5 protein-coding genes are annotated in these 23228 nt (G+C 74.4%); all 5 read left to right on the plus strand.

The features are described 5' to 3' along the window. Positions 1–518: 518 nt before the first annotated feature. The 5 genes from ACIBKX_RS30155 (at position 519) to ACIBKX_RS30175 (ending at position 23218) form a co-directional block, all read left to right on the plus strand. Entirely contained in the window at positions 519–1697 is a 1179-nt protein-coding gene (locus tag ACIBKX_RS30155; RefSeq protein WP_363275116.1) for a pyridoxal phosphate-dependent aminotransferase, read from the plus strand. Positions 1698–1711: 14 nt separating this feature from the next. Then, on the plus strand, positions 1712–2878 hold the full coding sequence (locus ACIBKX_RS30160) for a cytochrome P450 (protein ID WP_363275117.1): 1167 nt from the start codon (positions 1712–1714) through the stop codon (positions 2876–2878). 107 nt (positions 2879–2985) lie between these two features. Further along, positions 2986–15528 (plus strand): SDR family NAD(P)-dependent oxidoreductase, encoded by a 12543-nt coding sequence (locus ACIBKX_RS30165; RefSeq protein ID WP_399376483.1) that lies wholly within the window; start codon positions 2986–2988, stop codon positions 15526–15528. After that, on the plus strand, positions 15525–21221 hold the full coding sequence (locus ACIBKX_RS30170) for an SDR family NAD(P)-dependent oxidoreductase (RefSeq protein WP_363275119.1): 5697 nt from the start codon (positions 15525–15527) through the stop codon (positions 21219–21221). Before ACIBKX_RS30165 ends, ACIBKX_RS30170 begins: the two co-directional genes overlap by 4 nt. Continuing rightward, a complete protein-coding gene (locus ACIBKX_RS30175) occupies positions 21218–23218 on the plus strand; it encodes an alpha-hydroxy-acid oxidizing protein (RefSeq protein ID WP_363275120.1) in 2001 nt (666 codons plus the stop codon). Before ACIBKX_RS30170 ends, ACIBKX_RS30175 begins: the two co-directional genes overlap by 4 nt. The last annotated feature ends 10 nt before the right edge of the window (positions 23219–23228 follow it).

Consider the following 23228-nt stretch of genomic DNA (forward strand, 5'->3'; position numbering starts at 1 on the left):
CCGCCCTGCCCCATTGGCCGGTCTCGATGCCTCATTGGCCGGCCTTGAAGCCCCATTGGCCGGTCTCGATTGCCTGCGCGGAACCATAACGCAAGCAAGTCGAACCCCTTCCGGTCAAGCTTCGATCAGGCCCGGAGAAGCAATGGGAAGGTTAACTCCACCCCGCGATGAATTCCGTCGCCCGTCTTGCCCCCGGGACTCTGGATACGGCGCGGGGCGGGCCTGGTGTGTACTGTCGCCGGGACACGGACAACCGACTGTTTTCCTGTTCAGCGATCGATGGGTATGTTCGGACGGCCGGAGCGCGGCACGGCGACATCACCCAATGGGATTTCCGGGCTACTCGGCTCTGGATACGGTCTCTTGAACGGGTTCACTTGAAGTCCGGGACCGTTTGATTCCACCGATGGAATACCGCACGATCTGCCGGACAAGCCCGGATGAATCCCTTTCGGCCGACGGCGTTCCGGCGCCGTCCTTGATATCCGGGTAAACCCTGAAGCAGGAGGAGGGGAAGCATGGCGCGTTCCGCAACCTATCGTCCATACATCTCGTCGAGGGCCGCCGCTCTGCAGGGCAATAGCCTCGGCGAACTCTTCCTGCTCGCGCGGGAGCGCGGCGCCATCGACCTGGCGCTCGGCACCCCCGGCTACCCCGAGCCCGCCACCGACATCATCGACGCGGCCCATGAGGCCATGCGGGCCGGCCGCAACCAGTACGACCACCCCTCCGGTGACGTGCTGCTGCGGGAGCGGATCGCCGACACCCTCGCGACCCCGGCCGACCCGCTGACCGAGCTGACGGTCACCGTCGGCGCCACCGAGGCGCTCTGCGTCGCGCTGCTCGCCTGTGTCGACCCCGGCGACGAGGTCGTCCTGCTTGACCCGGGATACGAGCAGTTCAAGGCCGCCATCACGCTGGCCGGCGCGGTGCCCCGGTTCGTCACGCTGCACGCCCCCGACTGGCGGTTCGATCCGGATGAGCTGGCCGCCGCCTTCACCCCGCGCACGCGCGCCGTTCTCCTGAACTCGCCGGGCAACCCCACCGGACGGGTCCTCGAGCGCCAGGAGCTCGACCAGATCGCCGAGTTGGCCGAGCGGTGGAACACCACCGTCATCTGCGACGAGGTGTACAGCACCTTCGTCTTCGACGGCCGGGTGCAGACCTCGATCACCGAGGTGCCCGGGCTCGCCGAGCGCTCCATCGTCGTCGGCTCGCTCTCCAAGAGCCATGCGATCAGCGGCTGGCGGCTCGGCTTCCTGCGCGCGGACCCGGTGCGCACCGAGGCGCTGCGCCGGGTGCACGAGCTGACCACGAACGGCGCGGCGACGCCGCTGCAGGTCGCCGTCGGCATGGCCGCGCTCTCCGCGGACCTGAAGACCGCGGGCGAGGAGATGGGCCGCCGCCGCGATCTGGCGCTGGAGATCTTCACCGGCATGGGCATGAAGATCTCCCCCGCCGAGGGCGGCTGCTTCCTGTTCGCGGACGTCAGCCCGCTCACCGGGGGCGAGCAGGACAGCAGGGAGTTCGTCCTGGAACTCCTGGAGAGCGCGGGCGTGTTGATCGTCCCCGGCGGCCCCTCCTTCGCCGATCCCGCACGCGGCGAGAACTACGTACGCATCGCATTCAACCGACAGGCCGAGCTGCTGCGCGAGGTCGAGCGCCGGATACGCGCCGCACGGACCACCGGCAAGTAGGAGAGGTTTCCCCGATGACGCAGTCCACGGCCGACCAGTTGGGTCCGCTGCCCGACTTCATGCAGCCCGGCGCCGAAGGCGTCGTCCGCATCGTCACACCCACCGGCGACGACATGTGGCTCGTGCGCGACTACGCACTGGGGCGCTCGGTCCTGACCGACAAGCGATTCAGCCGGGTCGCGGCGCTCACGCCGCAGGCCCCGAAGTTCAACGACGCCCAGCCCGCCGCGGATTCCATGATGAGCATGGACGGCAACCCGCACGCACGGCTGCGGCGGCTGGTCAGCGGCGCGTTCTCCACGGGCCGCATGGCCAGGATGAGCGGCTTCGTGCAGGAGCTGACCGACCGCCATCTCGACACGATCGTCGGGCTCGGCCAGGGCGCGGACCTGATCGACAACCTCGCGCGGCCGCTGCCGCTGTCCGTGCTCTGCTCCATGCTGGGCGTCCCCGAGGAGGACAGCCCCCGCTTCCGGGGCTGGGTGGAGGTGCTCTTCGACATCGACGCGAGCACGGCCCGCGAGAAGGCCCGCTACCGGATCGAACTCATCGAGTACATCACCGAGTTGCTGGAGCACAAGCGCCGCGTGCCGCAGGAGGACCTGCTCAGCGATCTGATCACCGTGCACGACCGGGGCGAGCTCTCGATGAACGAGCTGCTCACGCTGGGGCTCACGCTGCTGATGGCGGGCTATGAGACCACCGGCGGCCAGATCGGCCTCGCGACGCTCTCGCTGCTGACCGACCGCAGTGTGTACGAGGAGCTGGCCGAGCACCCCGAGCGGGTCGGCAACGCGGTGGAGGAGCTGATCCGGCTGAGCCCGGCGACCCCGCTGGCCTTTCCGCGCGTCGCCACCGAGCCGGTTCAGGTCGGCGACGTGACGGTGCAGCCGGGCGAGGGCGTCATGGTCGCGCTGGTGCACGGCAACCGCGACGGCGCCGTGTTCGCCGAGCCGGCGTCCATGAACATCGTCACCGGCCACGACGCCTCCCATCTCACCTTCGGACACGGCGTGCACCGCTGCCTGGGCGCGCCCCTCGCGCGGCTCCAGGTGCGCATCGTCCTCGAACGCCTCCTGCAGCGCTTCCCGAAGCTGCGGCTCGCCGACGTCGACTCCCCGTTCGTCTGGAAGGACGGCCTGGCGACCCGCGGGCTCGCCCGGCTCCGCGTCGACTGGTAGCCCCCGTCGCACCGAGCGCTCGCGCCACCTCGCTTCCACCGGAAGCGCCCGTCGCCGCCGCCCCACGCCCGTCGCGTGGCACCACCTAGACCTGGAGCGAGAAACACGTGACTGCCGACCGCATGAGCACCGATGCCGGGTCCGTCGAGGCCGCGGACGAGGGGGACTTCGGCACCGGCCGGCCGGGCTTTCGCAACGCCGCCGTTCCCCTGCTCGTCTCCGGCGCGACCCAGGACGACGTACGGGAGCGGGCCCGGCAGCTGCTCGCGCACCTGGCGGAGAACCCGCCGCCGCCGCGCGACCTCGGGCTGTCCCTCGCGGCCGCGCACCAGGCGGCCGAGCCGGCCGCGACGCGGCACCGCAGCGTCGTGGTGGCCGAGGACGGCGAGGAGCTGACCGGCGAGCTGACCGCGCTCGTCCGCGGCGAGCGGAGCACCAGCCGGGTCGGCGGGGTCGCCGCCGCGCGCGAGCGGACCGTCTTCGTCTTCCCCGGCCAGGGCTCCCAGTGGATCGGCATGGCGGCCGGACTCCTCGACGACTCCGACGTGTTCCGCGACACGATCGACGCGTGCGCCCGCGCCCTCGCCCCGTTCATCGACTGGTCCCTGGAGGACGTGCTGCGGGGGGCACCCGGCGCGGCGTCGCTCGACCGTGACGACGTCGTCCAGCCCGCCCTGTTCTCCGTGATGGTGGCGCTCGCCGAGCTGTGGCAGTCCTTCGGTGTGCGGCCGTCGGCGGTGCTCGGGCTCAGCAACGGCGAGATCGCCGCCGCCGTCGTCGCAGGCGGTCTGTCGCTCGCGGACGGGGCGCGGGTCGTCTCCCTGTGGTCCAAGGCGCAGGCCCGGCTCGCGGGCCGGGGCGGGATGATCTCCGTGTCGGCGCCGCTCGCGTCCCTGGAGCCGAGGCTCGCCCAGTGGGGGGACCGGATCGCCGTCGCCGCGGTCAACGGGCCCCGGTCGGTGGTGCTTTCGGGCGACATCGACGTCATCGACCGGCTGCTCGACGAGCTCCCCGCCGAGGGCGTGACGGCCAAGCGGATCCCCGTGGACGTCGCGGCCCACTCCCCGCACATCGAGGCGCTGCGCGAGGAGATGCTCACGGGGCTCGCGCCGATCGAGCCCCGCGCGGCCACCATTCCCTTCCACTCCACGGTGACCTGTGAATTCCTCGACACCACCACGTTGAACGCCGAGTACTGGTACGCCAATCTGCGGGGCACGGTCCAGTTCGAGCCCTGCGTGCGCGCGCTGGAGGCGGACCACCAGGTGTTCATCGAGGTCAGCCCGCATCCGGTCATGACGATGGCGCTCCAGCAGACCCTGGACGACCTGGAGTCGGACGCGGTCGTGGTGGAGTCGCTGCGCCGCGACCAGCCCGGCACGCACCGGTTCCTCGCGTCGCTCGCGCGCCTGCACACCAGCGGCGCCCGGGTGGACTGGCGCCCCGCGTTCGGCCCGCACGCCTCGCCGACCGAACTGCCCGCGCAGCTGCCGCCGTCGGCGGGCGCGGACCCGGCGGGCGAGTCCGTCGCGGAGGAGGCCGTGGAGCGCCTCGTGGAGCTGGTGCGGGCCGAGACCGCGCTGGTGCTCGGGCTCGACGCGGACACCGCACTCGACGGCACGGGCGCGTTCCGGGACCTCGGTCTCGACTCGGTGCGGGCGGTGGAGCTGCGCAACCGTCTGGTCGAGGCCACCGGTCTGCGGCTTCCGGTGACGCTGCTCTTCGACCACCCGTCCCCGGAGCGGCTCGCCCGGCACCTCGCCGGACGCCTGACGGGCACCGCCGCGTCGGCGGCACCCGTCAGGCGCAGGGCCGCCGACGCGGACGATCCCATCGCCGTGGTCTCCATGGCCTGCCGCTTCCCCGGCGGCGTGACCACCCCGGAAGAGCTGTGGCAGCTCGTCCTGGACGAGAAGGACGTGATCTCCGGGTTCCCGGTCAACCGGGGCTGGCCCCTCGACTCCCTCTTCGACGGCGACCCGGACCGCGCGGGCCGCTCCTACACCCGCAAGGGCGGATTCCTGCACGACGCCGACGAGTTCGACGCCGAGTTCTTCGGCATCAGCCCGCGCGAGGCCCTCGGCATGGACCCGCAGCAGCGTCTTGTCCTGGAAACCGTGTGGGAGGCCCTGGAGCGGGCCGGGGTCGATCCGGCCGAACTGCGCGACAGCAGCACCGGCGTCTACCTCGGGGCGCTCGCCCAGGACTACGGGCCGCGGCTGCACGAGGCGGACGACACGGCCGGCGGCTACCTGCTGACCGGCAACTTCACCAGCGTGCTCTCCGGCCGCGTCGCCTACACCTTCGGCCTCGCGGGGCCCGCAGTCACCGTGGACACCGCCTGCTCCTCGTCCCTGGTCTCGCTGCACCTGGCCGCGCAGGCACTGCGCGCCGGCGACTGCGAACTGGCCGTGGCCGGCGGTGTGACGGTGATGTCGAGCCCCGGCATGTTCGTGGAGTTCAGCCGCCAGCGCGGTCTGTCGCCCGACGGGCGCTGCAAGGCGTTCGCCGAGGGCGCCGACGGCACGGGCTGGGCCGAGGGTGTGGGTGTACTGCTCCTGGAGCGGCTCTCCGACGCCCGCCGCAACGGCCACGAGGTGCTCGCCCTCGTGCGCGGTTCGGCGATCAACCAGGACGGCGCGAGCAACGGGCTCGCCGCGCCCAGCGGCCTTGCCCAGGAGCGGGTCATCCACGAGGCGCTCGCCTCGGCGGGGCTCGCGGCGGCGGACGTCGACGCGGTCGAGGCGCACGGCACCGGCACCCGGCTCGGCGACCCGATCGAGGCCGGTGCGCTGCTCGCCACCTACGGGCAGGGCCGGGAGCCCGGACTTCCGCTGTATCTGGGGTCGTTGAAGTCCAACATCGGGCACGCCCAGGCCGCGGCCGGGGTCGGCGGTGTGATCAAGACGGTGTTCGCCATGCGGCACGGCACCCTGCCGCGCAGCCTGCACCTGGACGAGCCCACGTCACATGTGGACTGGAGCGACGGCGCGGTCCACCTGCTGGCCGAGGCGCGGCCCTGGCCCGAGACCGGCCGCCCGCGCCGGGCCGCGGTGTCCTCCTTCGGCATCAGCGGCACCAACGCCCATGTCGTCCTGGAGCAGGCGCCGCAGGAGCCCGCCGCTCCCCCGGCCCCCGACGGCGACGGAGCGCCACGGCCGTGGCTGCTCTCCGGCCGCACCGAGGAGGCGTTGCGCGCCCAGGCCGCACGGCTGCGCGACTTCGTGGCCGCCGACCCGGGACTGAGGCCGGCCGACGTCGGCCTGGCCCTCGCGAGCGCTCCCGCGCGCTTCGCGCGTACCGCCGCCGTCGTCGCCCGGGACCGCGGGGGCTTCCTCGACGGCCTCGCGGCGCTGGCCCAGGACGCGCCGTCCGCCGACGTGGTGCGGGGCCCCGAGGTCGCGTCGGTCGCCCCGGCGAAGGCCCGTACGGCGTTCCTCTTCACGGGGCAGGGCAGCCAGCGGCCGGGCATGGGCCGTGAACTGTACGAGACCGAGCCGGTGTTCGCGGCGGCGTTCGACGACGTCTGCGCCCAGCTCGACGCACATCTGCCGATGCCGCTGAAGGATGTCGTGTTCGCTGAGGAGGGCAGTGCGGACGCGGCGCTGCTCGACGAGACCCGCTACACCCAACCCGCCCTCTTCGCCATCGAAGTCGCCCTCTTCCGACTCCTCGAACACCACGGCATCACCCCCGACCACCTCCTCGGCCACTCCCTCGGCGAAATCACCGCAGCCCACGTCGCCGGCGTACTCGACCTCACCGACGCCTGCACCCTCGTCGCCCACCGCGCACGCCTCATGCAAACCGCCCCCACCGGCGGCACCATGACCGCCATCCAAGCCACCGAAGAAGAAATACGCCCAACCCTCCCCCCCTACAACGGACTCCTCGACCTCGCCGCCGTCAACGGACCCACCTCCGTCGTCATCACCGGAGACACCCACGCCGCCACCCAACTCACTGAGATCTGGATGGCAAAGGGCCGCAAAACCACCAACCTCAAAGTCAGCCACGCCTTCCACTCACCCCACATGGACGGAATCCTCGACGAATTCCGCCACATCACCACCCAACTCACCTACCACCCACCCCGCATCCCCATCATCAGCAACCTCACCGGACACACCGCCACCACCGAACAACTCACCGACCCCAACTACTGGGTCCGCCAACTCCGCTCCACCGTCCGCTTCGCCGACGGCATCCGCGCGCTCCGGGACGACGACGTCACCGTCTACGTGGAGCTGGGCCCGGCGCCCGTCCTCGCGGCCATGGCCCGGGGCTGCCTGGGCGATGAGGGCCCGCAGCCGTTCGCCGCGCTGCGCGCCGACCGGTCCGAGGCGCACGCCTTCGCGTCCGCCCTCGCCCGACTCGCCCTGCACGGCGTCGCGTCGGACGCCGGGCGGCTGTTCCCCGGCGCCCGGCGGGCCGTGCTGCCCACCTACGCCTTCCAGCGCCGCCGCTACTGGCTCGACGCGCCGGCCCCCGCGGGCGACGCCGCGGGGCTCGGGCTCACGCCGGCCGGCCACCCGCTGCTCGGGGGTCTGACGAGCCTCGCCACGGGGAACGGACTGCTCATCGCGGGACGGCTCTCGCCGCGTACGCACCCATGGCTCGCCCAGCACGTCATCGCGGGGTCCACACTGCTGCCCGGAGCGGCCGTGGTGGAGCTCGCCGTCGCCGCGGGCGACCGTGCGGGCCTGGACGGGCTGCGCGAACTCGTCCTGGAGGAGCCGCTGTTCCTGCCCGACGAGGGCATCCGGCTGCAGATCACCGTGGGTGCCGCGGACGCGTCCGGCGAGCGCTCCGTCGCCGTCCACTCGCGCCGTGAGACGTCGGCGGACGGGCAGGCGTGGGACGACGGCGAGTGGATCCGGCACGCCTCGGGCGTCCTGACCGCGACCGGTGCGCGTCCGGCGGCCGAGCGGGGCGCCTGGCCGCCGCCGGGCGCGCGTCCGCTCGCGCACGAGGGTCTGTACGAGCGTCTGACCGAACTGGGGTACGCCTACGGGCCTGCCTTCCGCGGACTGCGGGCCGCCTGGCGGTCGGGCACGGACGTCTACGCGGAAGTGGCGCTGCCCGAGGAACTGCACGCGGAGGCCGCCGAGTACGGCATCCACCCCGCGCTGCTCGACGCGGCCCAGCAGGCGCTGCTGCTCGACATGGCGCCCGAGGCCGGGGACGCCGCTGCCGCGCTGCGCCTGCCCTTCTCGTACGACGGTGTCACCCTGCACGCGTCGGGGGCCACCCGCCTTCGGGTGCGCCTGACGCGCGGCGAGGGCGACGCCATCGCCCTGACCGCCGACGACCCGGCCGGGCGGCCCGTGCTGTCCGTCGAATCCCTGACGCTGCGCCAGGTGGCCGCCGACCGGATCGCCGTGCACGGCGGCGGGGACCGCGACGGACTGCTCCGCGTGGCATGGCAGCCGGTGCCGGAAGCGGCCGGCGCGGCACCCGTCGGGCGCTGGGCCGTGCTCGGCGACGGCACGGCCGGGCTCGACGCCGTGCCGTACCGCGACCTCGACGCCCTGGACGCCGCCCTCCGGGCCGGCGCGCCGGCCCCCGACGTCCTGGTGCTGCCCTGCCGCACCCCCGATGACCGGCGCGCCGAGATCGCGGCGACCCGCGCCGCGGTCCGCGAGACCCTCGCCGTCGTGCGGGGCTGCCTCGCCGACGAGCGCCTGGGGTCGACCGCCTTCCTGCTCCTGACACGCGCGGCGGTCGCCGCCGTGCCCGGCGAGGACGTCCGCGACCTGTCCGCCGCCGCCGTGCACGGACTGCTGCGCACCGCGGCGAGCGAGCATCCGGGGCGCTTCGCGCTCCTGGACACCGCCGACACCGCCGACACCGCCGGCGAGGCCGCGCTGTCCGCGGCCGCCGCCGTCGCGGTCGCCGGGGGGCTTCAACTGGCGCTGCGGGACGGCACGTTGTACGCGCCTCGGCTGACCCGTACCCCCGGACCGCAGGACGCCGGGCGGGCGCTCGACCCCGAGGGCACCGTCCTGATCACCGGCGGCACCGGCGGCCTGGGTGCGCTGGTCGCCCGGCATCTCGTCGTCCGGCACGGCGTGCGGCATCTGCTGCTGTGCAGCCGTGGCGGCCGGGCACCCGAACTGGTCGCGGAACTCGCCGCGCTGGGCGCCGATGCCACCGCCGTCTCCTGCGACGTCACCGACCGCGCCCGGCTCGCCGAGGTGCTTGCCGGGGTGGACCGTGAGCACCCGCTGACCGCCGTGGTGCACACCGCCGGTGTGCTCGCCGACGCCACCCTGGACAACCTCGGCCCCGACGCGGTCGACCGGGTGCTCGGCGCCAAGGCGGACGGCGCCCGCCATCTGCACGAGCTGACCGCCGGGCTGCCGCTCGCCGCGTTCGTGATGTTCTCCTCGATCGCCGGACTCCTCGGCAACCCCGGCCAGGGCGCCTACGCCGCGGCCAACGCCCACCTCGACGCGCTGGCCCAGCACCGCCGGGCGCACGGTCTGCCCGCGACGGCCCTCGCCTGGGGGATGTGGGACCCGGCGACGGGCGGCATGGCGGCGGACCTATCCGCCGCGGACGTCTCACGCTGGGGCCGCAACGGCATCCTGCCGCTGACCGCCGAGCGCGGCATGGAGCTGTTCGACGCCGCCCTGGCCACCGGCGAGCCGCTGCTCGCCCCGGTCGAACTCGACCTGGCGGCGCTGCGCGACCCCGACCACACCCCGCCCGCGCTGCTGCGCTCCCTCGCGCCCCGGACCCGCCGCCGGGCCGAGGCACCGGGCGAGCCGGGCGGCGCCGACTCCTGGGCGGCCCGCACGGCCGGCCTTCCGGAGGCCGAACGCCGCCGTGCCGTGGAGGAGTTGGTCCGTGCGGCCGTCTCCGCCGTGCTCGCGCTGCCGGACGCGGCGGGCGTCGCCGCGGACACCGCCTTCCGCGACCTGGGCCTCGACTCCCTGTCGGGTCTCGAACTGCGCGGCCGGCTCGGCAAGGCCACCGGGGTCAGGCTGTCGGCGACCGTGGTCTTCGACCACCCCACCCCGGCGGAGCTCACCGACCATCTGCTGGCGCAGCTCGACCGGGCGGCACCCGCCCCGGCGGACACCGCGCCGGTCCGGGCCGCCGACGTACAGGACGATCCCGTCGTGATCGTCGGGATGGCCTGCCGCTACCCCGGCGACGTGCGCACCCCGGACGATCTGTGGCGGCTCGTCGCCGACGGCACCGACGCCATCGGCCCGTTCCCGGAGAACCGGGGCTGGGACGTCGAGAACCTCTACGACCCGGACCCCGACAAGGCCGGGAAGTCGTACACGCGGCACGGCGGATTCCTGTACGACGCCGACCGCTTCGACGCCGGGTTCTTCGGCATCAGCCCGCGCGAGGCCGCGGGCATGGACCCGCAGCAGCGGCTCCTCCTGGAGACCAGCTGGGAGGCCGTGGAGAGCGCGGGCATCGCGCCCACCGCCCTGCACGGCAGCCGTACCGGCGTGTTCTGCGGCGTCATGTACAGCGACTACACCTCGCGGCTGCCCGCGACGCCGCAGAGCGTGGAGGCGTACGGGTTCACCGGGAACTCACCGAGCGTGGTCTCCGGCCGCGTCTCGTACACGCTGGGTCTCAAGGGTCCCGCGATCACCGTCGACACGGCGTGCTCGTCGTCGCTCGTCGCCACCCATCTGGCGGCGCAGGCGCTGCGCAACGGCGAGTGCGAACTGGCGCTGGCCGGTGGTGTCACCGTCATGTCGGCGCCCGGCACCTTCGTCGAGTTCAGCCGCCAGCGCGGTCTCGCGCCCGACGGTCGCTGCAAGGCGTTCTCGGACTCGGCGGACGGCACAGCGTGGAGCGAGGGTGTGGGTGTACTGCTCCTGGAGCGGCTCTCCGACGCCCGCCGCAACGGGCACGCGGTCCTCGCCGTCGTGCGCGGTTCGGCGGTCAACCAGGACGGCGCGAGCAACGGGCTGACCGCGCCGAACGGCCCCTCCCAGGAGCGGGTCATCCGTGACGCCCTCGCCCAGGCCGGGCTCTCCCCCGCCGACGTCGACTCCGTCGAGGCGCACGGCACCGGCACCCGGCTCGGGGACCCCATCGAGGCACAGGCCCTGCTCGCCACCTATGGACAGGACAGGGCCCCGGAACGGCCGCTGTACCTGGGCACCCTGAAGTCCAACATCGGGCACGCGCAGGCCGCGGCCGGCGTCGGCGGCATCGTCAAGATGGTGCAGGCGATGCGGCACGGCGTACTGCCCCGCACGCTGCACGTCGGCGAGCCGACGTCGCACGTCGACTGGGACGAGGGCGCGGTGTCGCTCCTCACGGAGGCCAGGCCCTGGCCGGTGGGCGAGAGCCCGCGGCGCGCCGGTGTCTCGTCGTTCGGCGTGAGCGGCACCAACGCCCATGTCGTCCTGGAGGAGGCGCCGCAGGAGCCCACCGCCGCCTCGGCCGACCCTGCCGCCCCCGAAGAGCCCGTCGTTCCCGGCCTGTTGCCGTGGGTGGTCTCCGCGCGCGGCCCGCGCGCCCTGCGCGCCCAGGCCGCACAACTGCGGACGCTGGCCGCCGGTTCCGGGGACGCAGGTTCCGGTGCGCTCGGCCGGTCGGATCTCGACGTCGGCCACTCCCTGGCCGTGTCCCGGTCCGCGCTCACGGACCGGGCCGTCGTGCTCGCCGCGGACCGCGCCGAGCTGCTTGCGGGGCTGGACGCGCTGCGGGACGGCGAGGCGGCGCGGAACGTGGTGACCGGCAGCGTCTCGGGGTCGGCCCGTACCGCCTTCCTCTTCACGGGGCAGGGCAGTCAGAGGCCCGGCATGGGCCGTGAACTCCACGCCAGGTTCCCGGTGTTCGCCGCCGCGTTCGACGAGATCTGCGAGCGCATGGAGTCGGTCGGGGACATCCCCCTCAAGAGGCTGGTCTTCGCGGAGGAGGGCAGTGCGGACGCGGCGCTGCTCGACGAGACCCGCTACACCCAACCCGCCCTCTTCGCCATCGAAGTCGCCCTCTTCCGACTCCTCGAACACCACGGCATCACCCCCGACCACCTCCTCGGCCACTCCCTCGGCGAAATCACCGCAGCCCACGTCGCCGGCGTACTCGACCTCACCGACGCCTGCACCCTCGTCGCCCACCGCGCACGCCTCATGCAAACCGCCCCCACCGGCGGCACCATGACCGCCATCCAAGCCACCGAAGAAGAAATACGCCCAACCCTCCTCCCCTACAACGGACTCCTCGACCTCGCCGCCGTCAACGGACCCACCTCCGTCGTCATCACCGGAGACACCCACGCCGCCACCCAACTCACTGAGATCTGGATGGCAAAGGGCCGCAAAACCACCAACCTCAAAGTCAGCCACGCCTTCCACTCACCCCACATGGACGGAATCCTCGACGAATTCCGCCACATCACCACCCAACTCACCTACCACCCACCCCGCATCCCCATCATCAGCAACCTCACCGGACACACCGCCACCACCGAACAACTCACCGACCCCAACTACTGGGTCCACCAACTCCGCTCCACCGTCCGCTTCGCCGACGGCATCGGGCACCTCATGCGGGACGGGGTCACCGGCTTCGTCGAGCTAGGGCCGGATGCCGTGCTCACCGCCCTGGTCCGGGACCGCGAAGGCGAGGGCGAGGGCGAGCACGTCGCTGCCGCGCCTCTGCTCCGGCGCGGCCACGACGAGGTGCGGACGTTCACCGCCGCCCTGGCCCAGCTCCATGTGGCGGGCACCGGGGTCGACTGGAGTGCGTTCTTCGAGGGCGGCCGTACCGTGCCGCTGCCCACCTACCCCTATCAGCGCGAGCGCTACTGGCTGAGCGCGCCGGCCGCGGCCGTGGACCGGGCCGCCGGGCAAGACCATCCGGTGCTCGACGCGGGCACGGAACTCGCCGACGGGCGCGGCCTGCTGTTCACCGGGCGGCTCGACGCGCGGGCCGAGCCCTGGCTCGCCGACCACACCGTCGCCGGAACCGTGCTGCTGCCCGGCGCGGGCGTCGCGGAGCTCGCGCTGTGCGCCGCGCGGCGCACCGGTGCGGGGCGGGTGGCCGAACTCGCCCTGGAACAGCCCCTGTCGCTGGAGCGGCCCGTCGCGGTGCAGCTCATCGTCGGGGAGCCGGCCGCCGACGGCAGCCGCTCGCTCACCCTCTACTCCCGGCCCGACGGCGCCGGGGGCGCCCGGTGGACCCGGCACGCCACCGGCACGCTGGCCTCCGCCGACGGCACGGAGCCTGACGGCCTCACCGCGTGGCCGCCCCCGGAGGCCTCGCCGGTGGCGCTCGACGGCCTGTACTCCCGGCTGGCCGGGCGCGGTTACGGCTACGGCCCCGCCTTCCGGGGGCTGCGCGCACTGTGGCGGCAGGGGGCCGACCTGTATGCGGAGGTCGTGCCGCCCGCCGAGGCGACCGGCAGCGGTTTCCTGCTGCACCCGGCCGTCCTGGACGCCGCTCTGCACGCCCTGCTCGGCGCGGCCGGGGACGAATCCCGGCTCCTCGTGCCGTTCGCGTGGAGCGGCCTGACCCTGCACGGCGACGGCACGGGCCCCCTGCGCGTACGGCTGCGGCGCGGCGCGGGCGACACCTACGCCCTGCTCGTCGCCGACGCGACCGGCGCTCCGGTGCTCGGCGTCGACGAGCTCGCCCTGCGCGAGCTGACACCCGCCGCCGACGGACCGGCCGAAGCGGCCTCGCTGTTCGCGCTGCACTGGACCGGCGTGACGCCGGATGTCCCCGCTCCCGCGGGACCCTGGGCCGTGGTCGGCGCGGGCGGCGAGGAGCTGCGCGACGCCGTGCGCGCGGGCGGGGTATCCGTGCGGGCCCACGCGGCCCTCGACGATCTGCTTCTCTCCCTCGACGACGGTGCGGAAGTTCCCTCCGTCGTCGTCCTCGAACTCGGTGGGGCCGCCGCACACAGCGGCCCCACCGCGACCGGCGCGCCCGTCGACAGAGGCGGTGCGGGCGCCGCCACCGGGCCGGCGGAACACCGCGTAGCCCCAGCTTCCGGTGGGCCCATCGAACCCGATGGGCCCGCCGGGGCGGACGCCGGGGAAGTCCTCGGCCTCGTCCGGCGCTGGCTCGCCGACGAACGGCTCGCCGCCGCCCGGCTCGTGCTGCTCACCGAGGGCGCGGTCGCCGCGGGCGACGGAGAGCACCCATACCCGGAGCGCGCCGCGGTGTGGGGCCTGGTGCGTGCCGCCCAGTCGGAGCACCCCGGGCGGTTCACCCTGATCGACACCGACGGCCGCCCGGAGTCCGTGCGCCGCCTGGTGCCGGCAGTGGCTTCCGAGGAGCCCCAACTCGCCCTGCGTACCGGTACGTTCCTGGTGCCGAGGCTGCGCGCCCACCAGCCGCGGGCCACCGGCACCGCGCCGTTCGACGCGCACAGCAACGTCCTGATCACCGGCGGTCTCGGCACCCTGGGCCGCCTGGTGGCCCGGCATCTGACGGACCGGTACGGCGTACGGAGCCTCGTGCTCACCGGGCGGCGCGGGCTGCGCACGCCGGGCGCCGCCGAGTTCGTCGCCGAGCTGGAGGCCACCGGCGTCCAGGTGACCGTCGCGGCCTGCGACACGGCGGACCGGGCCGCCCTGGCCGCCGTCATCGACGGGCTCGGGCAGCCGCCGACCGCGGTGGTGCACTCGGCGGGCGTGCTCGACGACACGGTCGTGGAAGGGCTGACGCCCGAGCGGCTCGATGCCGTGCTGCGGCCCAAGGCCGCCGCCGCGACCCATCTGCACGAACTGACCCGCCATCTCGGACTCTCCGCGTTCGTGCTCTTCTCCTCCCTCGCGGGCCTGCTCGGCACCTCGGGTCAGGGCAACTACGCGGCCGCCAACGCCTACCTCGACGCCCTGGCCCACCGTCGGCACGCCGAAGGGCTGCCCGCCGTGTCCCTGGCGTGGGGTCTGTGGGCCGGCGAGGGAGAGGAGGCGGCGACGGCCTCCGGGGGCGGTCTGGGCGGCGCCCTCGGTGCCGCCGATCTGCGCCGCCTGGCACGCTCGGGGGTCGCCGCGCTGCCCGTCGACGAGGGCCTCGCCCTGTTCGACACGGCCGTCGCGGACGCCGCTCCCGTCCTGGTGCCCGCCCGGCTCGACCTGAGCGGACTCGACGCGGCATCGGCCCCGGCCGTGCTGCGGGCCCTCGCCCCGGCGGCCGCGCGCGAAACGGCGGCCGACCGGCCCGCCGAGGACCCGGCGGCCGCGCTGCGCGGCCGGCTCGCCGGGGCTCCGCGCAAGGAACAGCGCCATATCGTCCTGGAGGCCGTGCGGGCCGAGGTCGCCGCCGTCCTCGGGCACTCGGCCCAGGAGCGGGTCTCGGCCACCAGCCGCTTCCAGGACATGGGCTTCGACTCGCTGACCTCGCTCGAACTGCGCAACCGGCTCAGCAAGGTGACCGGCGTACGGCTGCCGCCGACGCTCATCTTCGACGACCCAAGCCCCGGTGTCCTCGCGGACCGCCTCGCCGCCGAGCTCGTCGGGCCGCAGGTGCCGCAGGTGCCGCAGGTGCCGCAGGGGCCACAGGGGTCCGGCACGGAAGGAACCGACGCCGCCGACGGGCCGGCCGACGACAACGCCCTGGACACGATGACCACCGATGAACTGGTCCGCCTGGCTCTGGGCGCAGGCCGCACCGACCAGCCCCGGCACGGAACCGATGGAGAAACACGATGACGGCCACATCCCACGAGCAAGTCGTCGACGCGCTGCGGGCCGCGTTGAAGGACAACGAGCAGCTGCGGGCCGCCGCCGCGCGGCAGGCCGAGCGCGAGCACGGGCCGATCGCCATCGTCGGCATGGCCTGCCGCTATCCCGGCGGCGTCAGCTCCCCGCAGGACCTGTGGCGGCTCGTCACCGATGAGGTCGACGCCGTCGGCCCGTTCCCCGACGACCGCGGCTGGGACCTGCCGTCGCTGTACGACCCGGACCCGGAGCAGCCGGGCACGTCGTACGTGAAGGAGGGCGGGTTCCTCTACGACGCCGCGGAGTTCGACGCGGACTTCTTCGAGGTGTCGCCCCGCGAGGCGCACGCGATGGACCCGCAGCAGCGGCTGCTCCTCGAAACCGCGTGGGAGGCCTTCGAGAGCGCGGGGCTCGACCCGACGGCGCTGCGGGGCAGCCGTACCGGTGTCTATGTCGGCACCATGTACGACGACTACGGCTCCCGTCTGAACCCCGCGCCCGCCGAGTACGAGGGCTATCTGGGACTCGGCAGCGCGGGCAGTGTCGCCTCCGGGCGGCTCTCCTACACGTTCGGTTTCGAGGGTCCCGCCCTGACCGTGGACACGGCCTGCTCGTCCTCGCTGGTGGCGCTGCACCTGGCGAGCAACGCGCTGCGCCGCGGCGAGTGCTCCCTCGCGCTGGCGGGCGGCGCCACGGTGATGGCGACGCCGATGCCGTTCGTGGAGTTCAGCCGGCAGCGCGGGCTGTCCTCCGACGGCCGCTGCAAGTCGTTCGCCGCGTCCGCGGACGGCACCGGCTGGTCCGAGGGTGCCGGGCTGCTGCTCCTGGAGCGCCTGGAGGACGCCCGCCGTCTCGGCCACCCCGTCCTCGCGGTGATCCGCGGCTCCGCCATGAACCAGAGCGGCGACAGCAACGGCCTGACCGCGCCCAGCGGCCACGCCCAGGAACTCGTCATCCGGCAGGCGCTGTCCGCCGCCGGTGTCGCCCCGCACGAGGTGGACGCCGTGGAGGCGCACGGCACCGGCACCTCGCTCGGTGACCCCATCGAGGCGAGCGCCCTGATCGCCGCGTACGGCACGGACCGCCCGGCGGACCGCCCGCTGCACCTGGGATCGCTCAAGTCCAACATCGGCCACACACAGAGCGCCGCCGGGGTCGGCGGCGTCATCAAGATGACGATGGCGCTGCGCAGCGGCACGCTCCCCCGGACCCTGCACGCGGACGAACCCACCCCGCACGTGGACTGGTCCGAGGGGACGCTGGCGCTGCTGACCGAGGCGCGGCCGTGGCCCGAGCACGGGCGTCCGCGGCGGGCCGCGGTGTCCTCGTTCGGCATCAGCGGCGGCAACGCCCACGTCATCCTGGAGCAGGCCCCCGACGACTCCGCGACACCGGCCGCCGAACCGGTCGCGGCGCCGCTGCCGGTCGTGCCCGTCACCCTGTCGGCGCGCGGCGAGAGCGCGCTGCGGGCGCAGGCCGCCCGCGTCCTCGACGTGCTGACCGCCGATCCCGCCGCGGCTCCTGGCCTGCTCGACCTCGGCTTCTCGCTGGCCACCACGCGCGCCCACCTCACGCGGCGCGCGGTGCTGCTCCCCGAGAGCCGGGAGGGCCTGCTCGACGGGCTGCGCGCCATCGCGCAGGACGGTACAACTCCCGTACAGGGCAAGGCGGTCGAGGGCCGCAACGCCTTCCTCTTCGCCGGGCAGGGCGCCCAGCGGCCCGGCATGGGCCGGGAGCTGTACCGCGCCTTCCCGGCGTTCGCCGCCGCCTTCGACGCGGTCTGCGCGGAGCTGGACCTGCGCCTCGACCGCCCGCTGCGCGAGGTCCTCTTCGCGCCCGAAGGCTCGGCCGAGGCCACGCTGATCCACCGCACCGAGTACACGCAGCCCGCTCTCTTCGCGTACGAGGTCGCCCTGTTCCGGCTCTTCGAGTCCTGCGGGATCAGGCCCGACGCGGTCATCGGGCACTCCGTCGGCGCGCTCGCCGCGGTGCACGCCGCGGGTGTGCTCTCGCTCGCGGACGCGGCCGAACTGGCCGTGGCCCGCGGCCGGATCATGCAGCGGCTGCCGGAGGGCGGCGCGATGGTGGCGCTGCGCGCGGACGAGGAGACGGCGAGCGCGCTGGTCGCCGGGCGCACGGACCGGATCTCCCTCGCGGCCGTCAACGGGCCCGCCGCCACGGTGCTCTCCGGCGACCGGGACGAACTCGCCGCCGTCGTCGCGGAGTTCGAGGCGACCGGCGGCAAGGCCACCTGGCTGAAGGTCAGCCACGCCTTCCACTCCCCGCTGATGAAGCCCGCCCTCGACGAGCTGCGTACGGTCGTCAAGGGGCTGACGTTCCACGAGCCGCAGCTCACGGTGGTCTCGGACCTCACCGGGCAGCCGACGCGGCCGGGCGCGCTCGCCGACCCCGAGTACTGGGTGCGGCACGCCGCCGAGGCGGTCCGCTTCAAGGACGGCGTCCGGTCCCTGGCGGAGCTGGGTTGTGGCCGCTTCCTTGAGGTGGGTCCCGCGGGCGATCTCACCGCGATGGCCGCAGGCTGCTTCGAGGCCGGGTCGGTTCCGGAACTTGCGGCGGCGCAGCGCCGTCAACAGCCTGAGGGCACCGCCCTGTTGACCGCCGTCGCCCGGCTGCACTGCGTCGGCGCCGACGTCGACTGGGCCGCCCTGTTCGCGGGCCGCGGCGCCCGCCGGGTCGCGCTGCCGAGCTACCCCTTCCAGCGCAGCCGGCACTGGCTCGACCTGCCCGAACACACCGGTGGGGTACGGCGGTCCGGGCCCGGCGGCGCGGCCCCGGCCGACGTCACCGGCGTACCGGATTCCGACGGTCTGTTCCTGCCGCACTGGACGCCGCTTCCCGAGCTGTCCCCCGCGCCGGCCGGGACCTGGGCGGAGATCACCGCGGAGGGCGACCGGGCCGCCGTCGCCGCGGCCCTCGCGGCGGGCGATCCCGCGCCCCGGACCCTGCTGCTGTCCTGCCCGACACCCGTGGCCGACACGTCCGCGGCCGTACGGGAGACGCTGGACGGGGTGCTGGGCGCGGTCCAGTTCGTGCTCGGCGACGAGCGGTTGGCGGGCGCCCGGCTCGTGGTCGTCACCCGTGGCGCCGTCGCCGTGGACGGGGTGCGTTCGCCCGGTCAGCAGCCCGCGCACCGTGCCGTCTGGGGGCTGCTGCGCTCCGCGCAGGCCGAGCATCCCGGCCGCTTCGCCCTGCTCGACGAGGACGGCACGGACGCCTCGCGCGAGGCCCTGGCCGCCGCGCTCGCCACCGGCGAGCCGGAGCTGGCGCTGCGCGGCGGGACCGGATACCGGCCGGCGCTCGACGCCGGCGCCCCCGCGTCGACGCTGACTCCGCCCGCCGGACAGAACTGGCGTCTGGAGCACGTCGGCAAGAAGTCCTTCGCCGGCATCTCCCTGGAGCCCTGGCCGGAGGCCGAGCGGACGCTCGCGCCCGGCGAGGTCCGGGTGCGGCTGCGGGCGGCCGGGCTCAACTTCCGTGACGTACTGCTGTCGTTGGGCGCCGTTCCGGCGTCCGCCGACCCGGACGCCGCAGGCCCCGGCCGGGGCGGCGAGGGTGCCGGTGTGGTCGTCGAGGTCGGGGACGGCGTCACGGACCTGCGGCCCGGCGACCGGGTCCTCGGCCTGTTCTCCGGGGTCGGGCCGACCACGGTCGCCGACCGGCGGCTGCTCTGCCCGATGCCGGAGGGCTGGTCCTTCCGTCAGGCGGCAGCGGTCCCCGTGACCTATCTGACCGCCTACTACGCCCTGGTGGAGCTGGCGGAGCTGCGCGCGGGCCAGACGGTGCTCGTGCACGCTGGCACGGGCGGCGTGGGCACCGCCGCGCTCCAGCTCGCCCGGCACATCGGCGCCGTCGCCTACGCCACCGCGAGCCCGGCCAAGTGGGACGCGCTGCGTGCCGCGGGCCTGCCCGAGGAGCGCATCGCCTCGTCCCGGACGCCGGGCTTCGAGCAGCGGTTCCTGGACCACACCGGCGGCGCGGGCGTCGACGTCGTGCTCAACTCCCTTGCCGGGGAGTACGCCGACGCGTCCCTGCGGCTCCTTCCGCGCGGCGGCCGGTTCCTGGAGATGGGCAAGACGGACCGCCGCGATCCGGGAGAGGTGGCGGCGGCGCACCCCGGCGTCGACTACCGGGCCTTCGACGTGCGCGAGCCGGGACCCGACCGCATCCAGGAGATGCTCCGCACCCTCATGGGCCTGTTCGAGGAGGGCGCCCTGCGGCTGCCTCCGGTGGCGGCCTGGGACATCCGCAGCGCTCCCGAGGCCTTCCAGTACCTGGCCGACGCCCGGCACATCGGCAAGGTCGTCCTCGACCTGCCGGCGCCCGAGGGGCCCTGGGACACCTCAAGGGCGGTGCTGGTCACCGGCGGCCACGGCTGGCTCGGGCGGATCACCGCCCGGCATCTGGTGGAGCGGCACGGCGTGCGGCAGCTGGTCCTGATGGGCCGGGGCGCGCCGGGACCCGACGGGGAGCGCGCGATCGACGAACTGCGCGGTCTCGGCGCCGAGGTGCGGGCCGTGGCCTGTGACGCGGCCGACCGTGACGCGCTGGCCGCCGTGTTCGACGCCCTCGCCCGCGACGGCGTACGCGTCGGTGGTCTCGTGCATGCCGCGGGCGTCCTGGAGGGCGGCGTCCTGACCGATCTGACGGCCGCCGACTTCGAGCGGCCGCTGCGTCCGAAGGCCGACGCGGCGCTCAACCTTCATGAACTGACCGCGGACCTCGACCTGTCGGCGTTCGTCGTCTTCTCCTCCGTCGCGAGCACCCTCAACTCGGCGGGACAGGGCGCCTACGCGGCGGCGAACGCGTTCCTTGAGGGGCTGATGGAGCAGCGGCGCGCGGAGGGCAGGCCGGGTGTGTCCGTCGTATGGAGCCAGTGGGACGTGGCGGGCGGCATGGGCAGTACCCTCACCGACGCCCAGATCGCCCGCATGGCCCGGCTCGGCATCGTGCTGATGTCGATCGAGCAGGGCCTGGCCTTCTTCGACGCGGCGGTCCGCAGGAACCGGCCGGTGGCCGTGGCGGGCCGCTGGGACGTCGAAGCGCTGGCCGCACAGCACCGCGGCGGCACCCTGCCGCGACTCCTGGAATCCCTGCTGCCCACCGGGCCCGAGGGACGCGACGGGCTCGAAGGACGCGACGGGCTGGTCGGGTCCGACGAGCACCCGCGATCCGACGAGCACCCGCGGTCCGCGCGGGACGCCGCTCCCGAGGACGACGGCGACGCCTTCCTCGGCCGGCTACTCGGCGAGATCGCCGGGGTGCTCGGCCACGCCTCCGCCGCCACCGTCGACCCGGACCGCGCCTTCGACCACGCGGGCGTGGACTCGCTCGCCGCGGTGGAGCTGCGCAACAGGCTCGCGGCGGCGACCGGGCTGCGGCTGCCCGCCACCTTCATCTTCGACTGGCCGACGCCGCGCCTGCTCGCCGCGTACATGGGTGAGGAGCTGGCGCTGTCCGGGGGCGGGGGCGGGGGCGGGGGCGTTCAAGGTTCCGAGGACGTCGCGGCCGACTCGCCGCTGTTCGACGGACTCACCGAGTTCGAGGCGGCGTTCGCGGAGCGGACCGAACTGACGGGTGCCGAGCGGGCCGCCGTGCGCGAGCGCCTCGGCCGCCTGCTCGACCAGCTGGCCACCACCACCGAGAACGGGGCACCGACGTCATGACCGAGCGCACCGCCGCACGTCCGTCCGCCGCCGCGGGGCCCGCGGCCGGCGCAGCGCGCTGGATCAGGGTCTTCCACCGCAGACAGCACGCCTCCGCCCGCCTGGTCTGCTTCCCGCACGGGGCGGGCACCGCACACGCCTTCACCGGCCTTTCCGGTGCGCTGCCCGACGACGTCGAACTGCTCGCCGTGCAGTACCCCGGCCGGGAGGACCGCAGGGCCGAGCCGTTCGCCCCGGACATCGCGGCCCTGGCCGCGGGGGCGGCCGACGCCCTGACCCCCTACGCCGACCGGCCGCTCTTCCTGCTCGGCCACAGCATGGGCGCCCTCGCGGCGTTCGAGACGGCCCGCATCCTGGAGCAGCGTTCCACCGTGGCCCGGCTGTTCGTCTCCGCGGCCCGGCCGCCGTCCGCGGACTGGGAGGAGCTCGACCTCGACGCCAGCGGGGACGAGGTCCTGGTGGCCGGGCTTCGGCAGCTGGGCGGTGTGCCCGAACCGCTGCTCCAGGACCCGCAGTTCCTCGCCGAGGTGCTGCGCATGCTGCGCGCGGACCATCGGCTGCTGCGCCGCTACCGGTGCGCGCCAGAGACCGTGCTCAAGACTCCGCTCACCGTGCTCCTGGCGTCGGAGGACCCGAAGAACTCCCTTGAGCAGGTGCAGGACTGGACCCGGCACACCGCGGCCGAGCACTCGGTGGAGATCCACTCCGGCGGCCACTTCGGCCTGACGGAACGGGCCTTGGAGATCTCGAAGCTGCTCACCCGGTACATCCACGAGGATCTGGCGGGGCGGCACTCCCTCGGCGCGCCGGCCGATCTGGTGCCGGAGATCTACCTGGCGGGCCCCGAGGGCCGCGCGGGCCGGCTCAGCACCGATCTCACGGCGTTGGAGGAGGGCGCCCGCGAGGTGATGTCGCCCGCCGCGTACGGATATGTGGCGGGCAACGCGGGGGCGGGCGACACCGGCCGCGCCAACCGGGAGGCCTTTGGCCGGTGGCGTCTGGTGCCGCGGGTGCTGCGCGGCGTCACCCGCCGCGACCTCTCGGTCTCCCTGCTGGGCACGCGGCTGCCCGCGCCGGTGCTGCTGGCGCCGGTGTCCGCGCAGACCGTGGTGCACCCCGAGGGTGAACTGGCCTCCGTGCGGGGCGCGGCCGACGCGGGCCTGCCCTTCGTCCTGTCCTCCTTCGCCTCGCACAGCATGGAGGAGGTCGCGGCGGCCGCGGGTCCGGGGCCGCGCTGGTTCCAGCTCTACTGGCCGTCCGACGAGCGGTTGGCGACCTCGCTGGTCCGGCGGGCCGAGGCGAGCGGGTACTCGGCGCTGGTCCTCACGGTCGACAACCCCGCCTTCGGGTACCGGCCCGCGGATCTCGACCACGGCTTCCTGCCGTTCGTGCACGGCACCGGTCTCGCCAACTTCACCAGCGATCCGGTGTTCCGGGCCGCGCTGCCGCCGGGCTCCGGCACCGAGGCGGTCGTCAGGCACTGGGCGAGCGTCTCCGGGAATCCGGCGCTGACCTGGGACCGGCTGCCATGGCTGCGCGCGCTGACCGATCTGCCCATCCTGGTCAAGGGCGTCCTGCATCCCGACGACGCCCGCCTCGCGCTGGCCGGTGGCGCGGACGGTGTGATCGTCTCCAACCACGGCGGGCGCCAGCTGGACGGCACGATGGCCGCGCTCGACTGCCTCGCGGCGGTGCGCGCCGCCGTCGGGGACGGTGTGCCGGTGCTGATGGACTCCGGTGTCCGTACCGGCAGCGATGTCGTCAAGGCCCTGGCCCTCGGCGCGGACGCCGTCCTGTACGGCAGGCCCTACCAGTACGGTCTTGCCCTCGACGGGCGGCGCGGTGTGCACCACGTCCTGCGCTGCCTGCTCGCCGAGCTGGACCTGGCGCTGACGCTGACCGGCTGCGGCAGCGTCGAGGCGATCGGCCCGGAGCTGCTCTCCCCGGCGGGCCCGCTGACCGTGCCGGGCACGGTGCCCGCGCCACACAGCGGCTGACGTCGGCCGA

Source organism: Streptomyces sp. NPDC050658 (assembly GCF_044457025.1).
In the GTDB taxonomy this organism is placed as follows: Bacteria; Actinomycetota; Actinomycetes; order Streptomycetales; family Streptomycetaceae; genus Streptomyces.

Bases quoted from the DNA above. Each gene is read 5' to 3' on its own strand.
- ACIBKX_RS30155 (WP_363275116.1), top strand. From the start codon at position 519: ATGGCGCGTTCCGCAACCTATCGTCCATACATCTCGTCGAGGGCCGCC.
- ACIBKX_RS30160 (WP_363275117.1), top strand. From the start codon at position 1,712: ATGACGCAGTCCACGGCCGACCAGTTGGGTCCGCTGCCCGACTTCATG.
- ACIBKX_RS30170 (WP_363275119.1), top strand. From the start codon at position 15,525: ATGACGGCCACATCCCACGAGCAAGTCGTCGACGCGCTGCGGGCCGCG.
- ACIBKX_RS30175 (WP_363275120.1), top strand. From the start codon at position 21,218: ATGACCGAGCGCACCGCCGCACGTCCGTCCGCCGCCGCGGGGCCCGCG.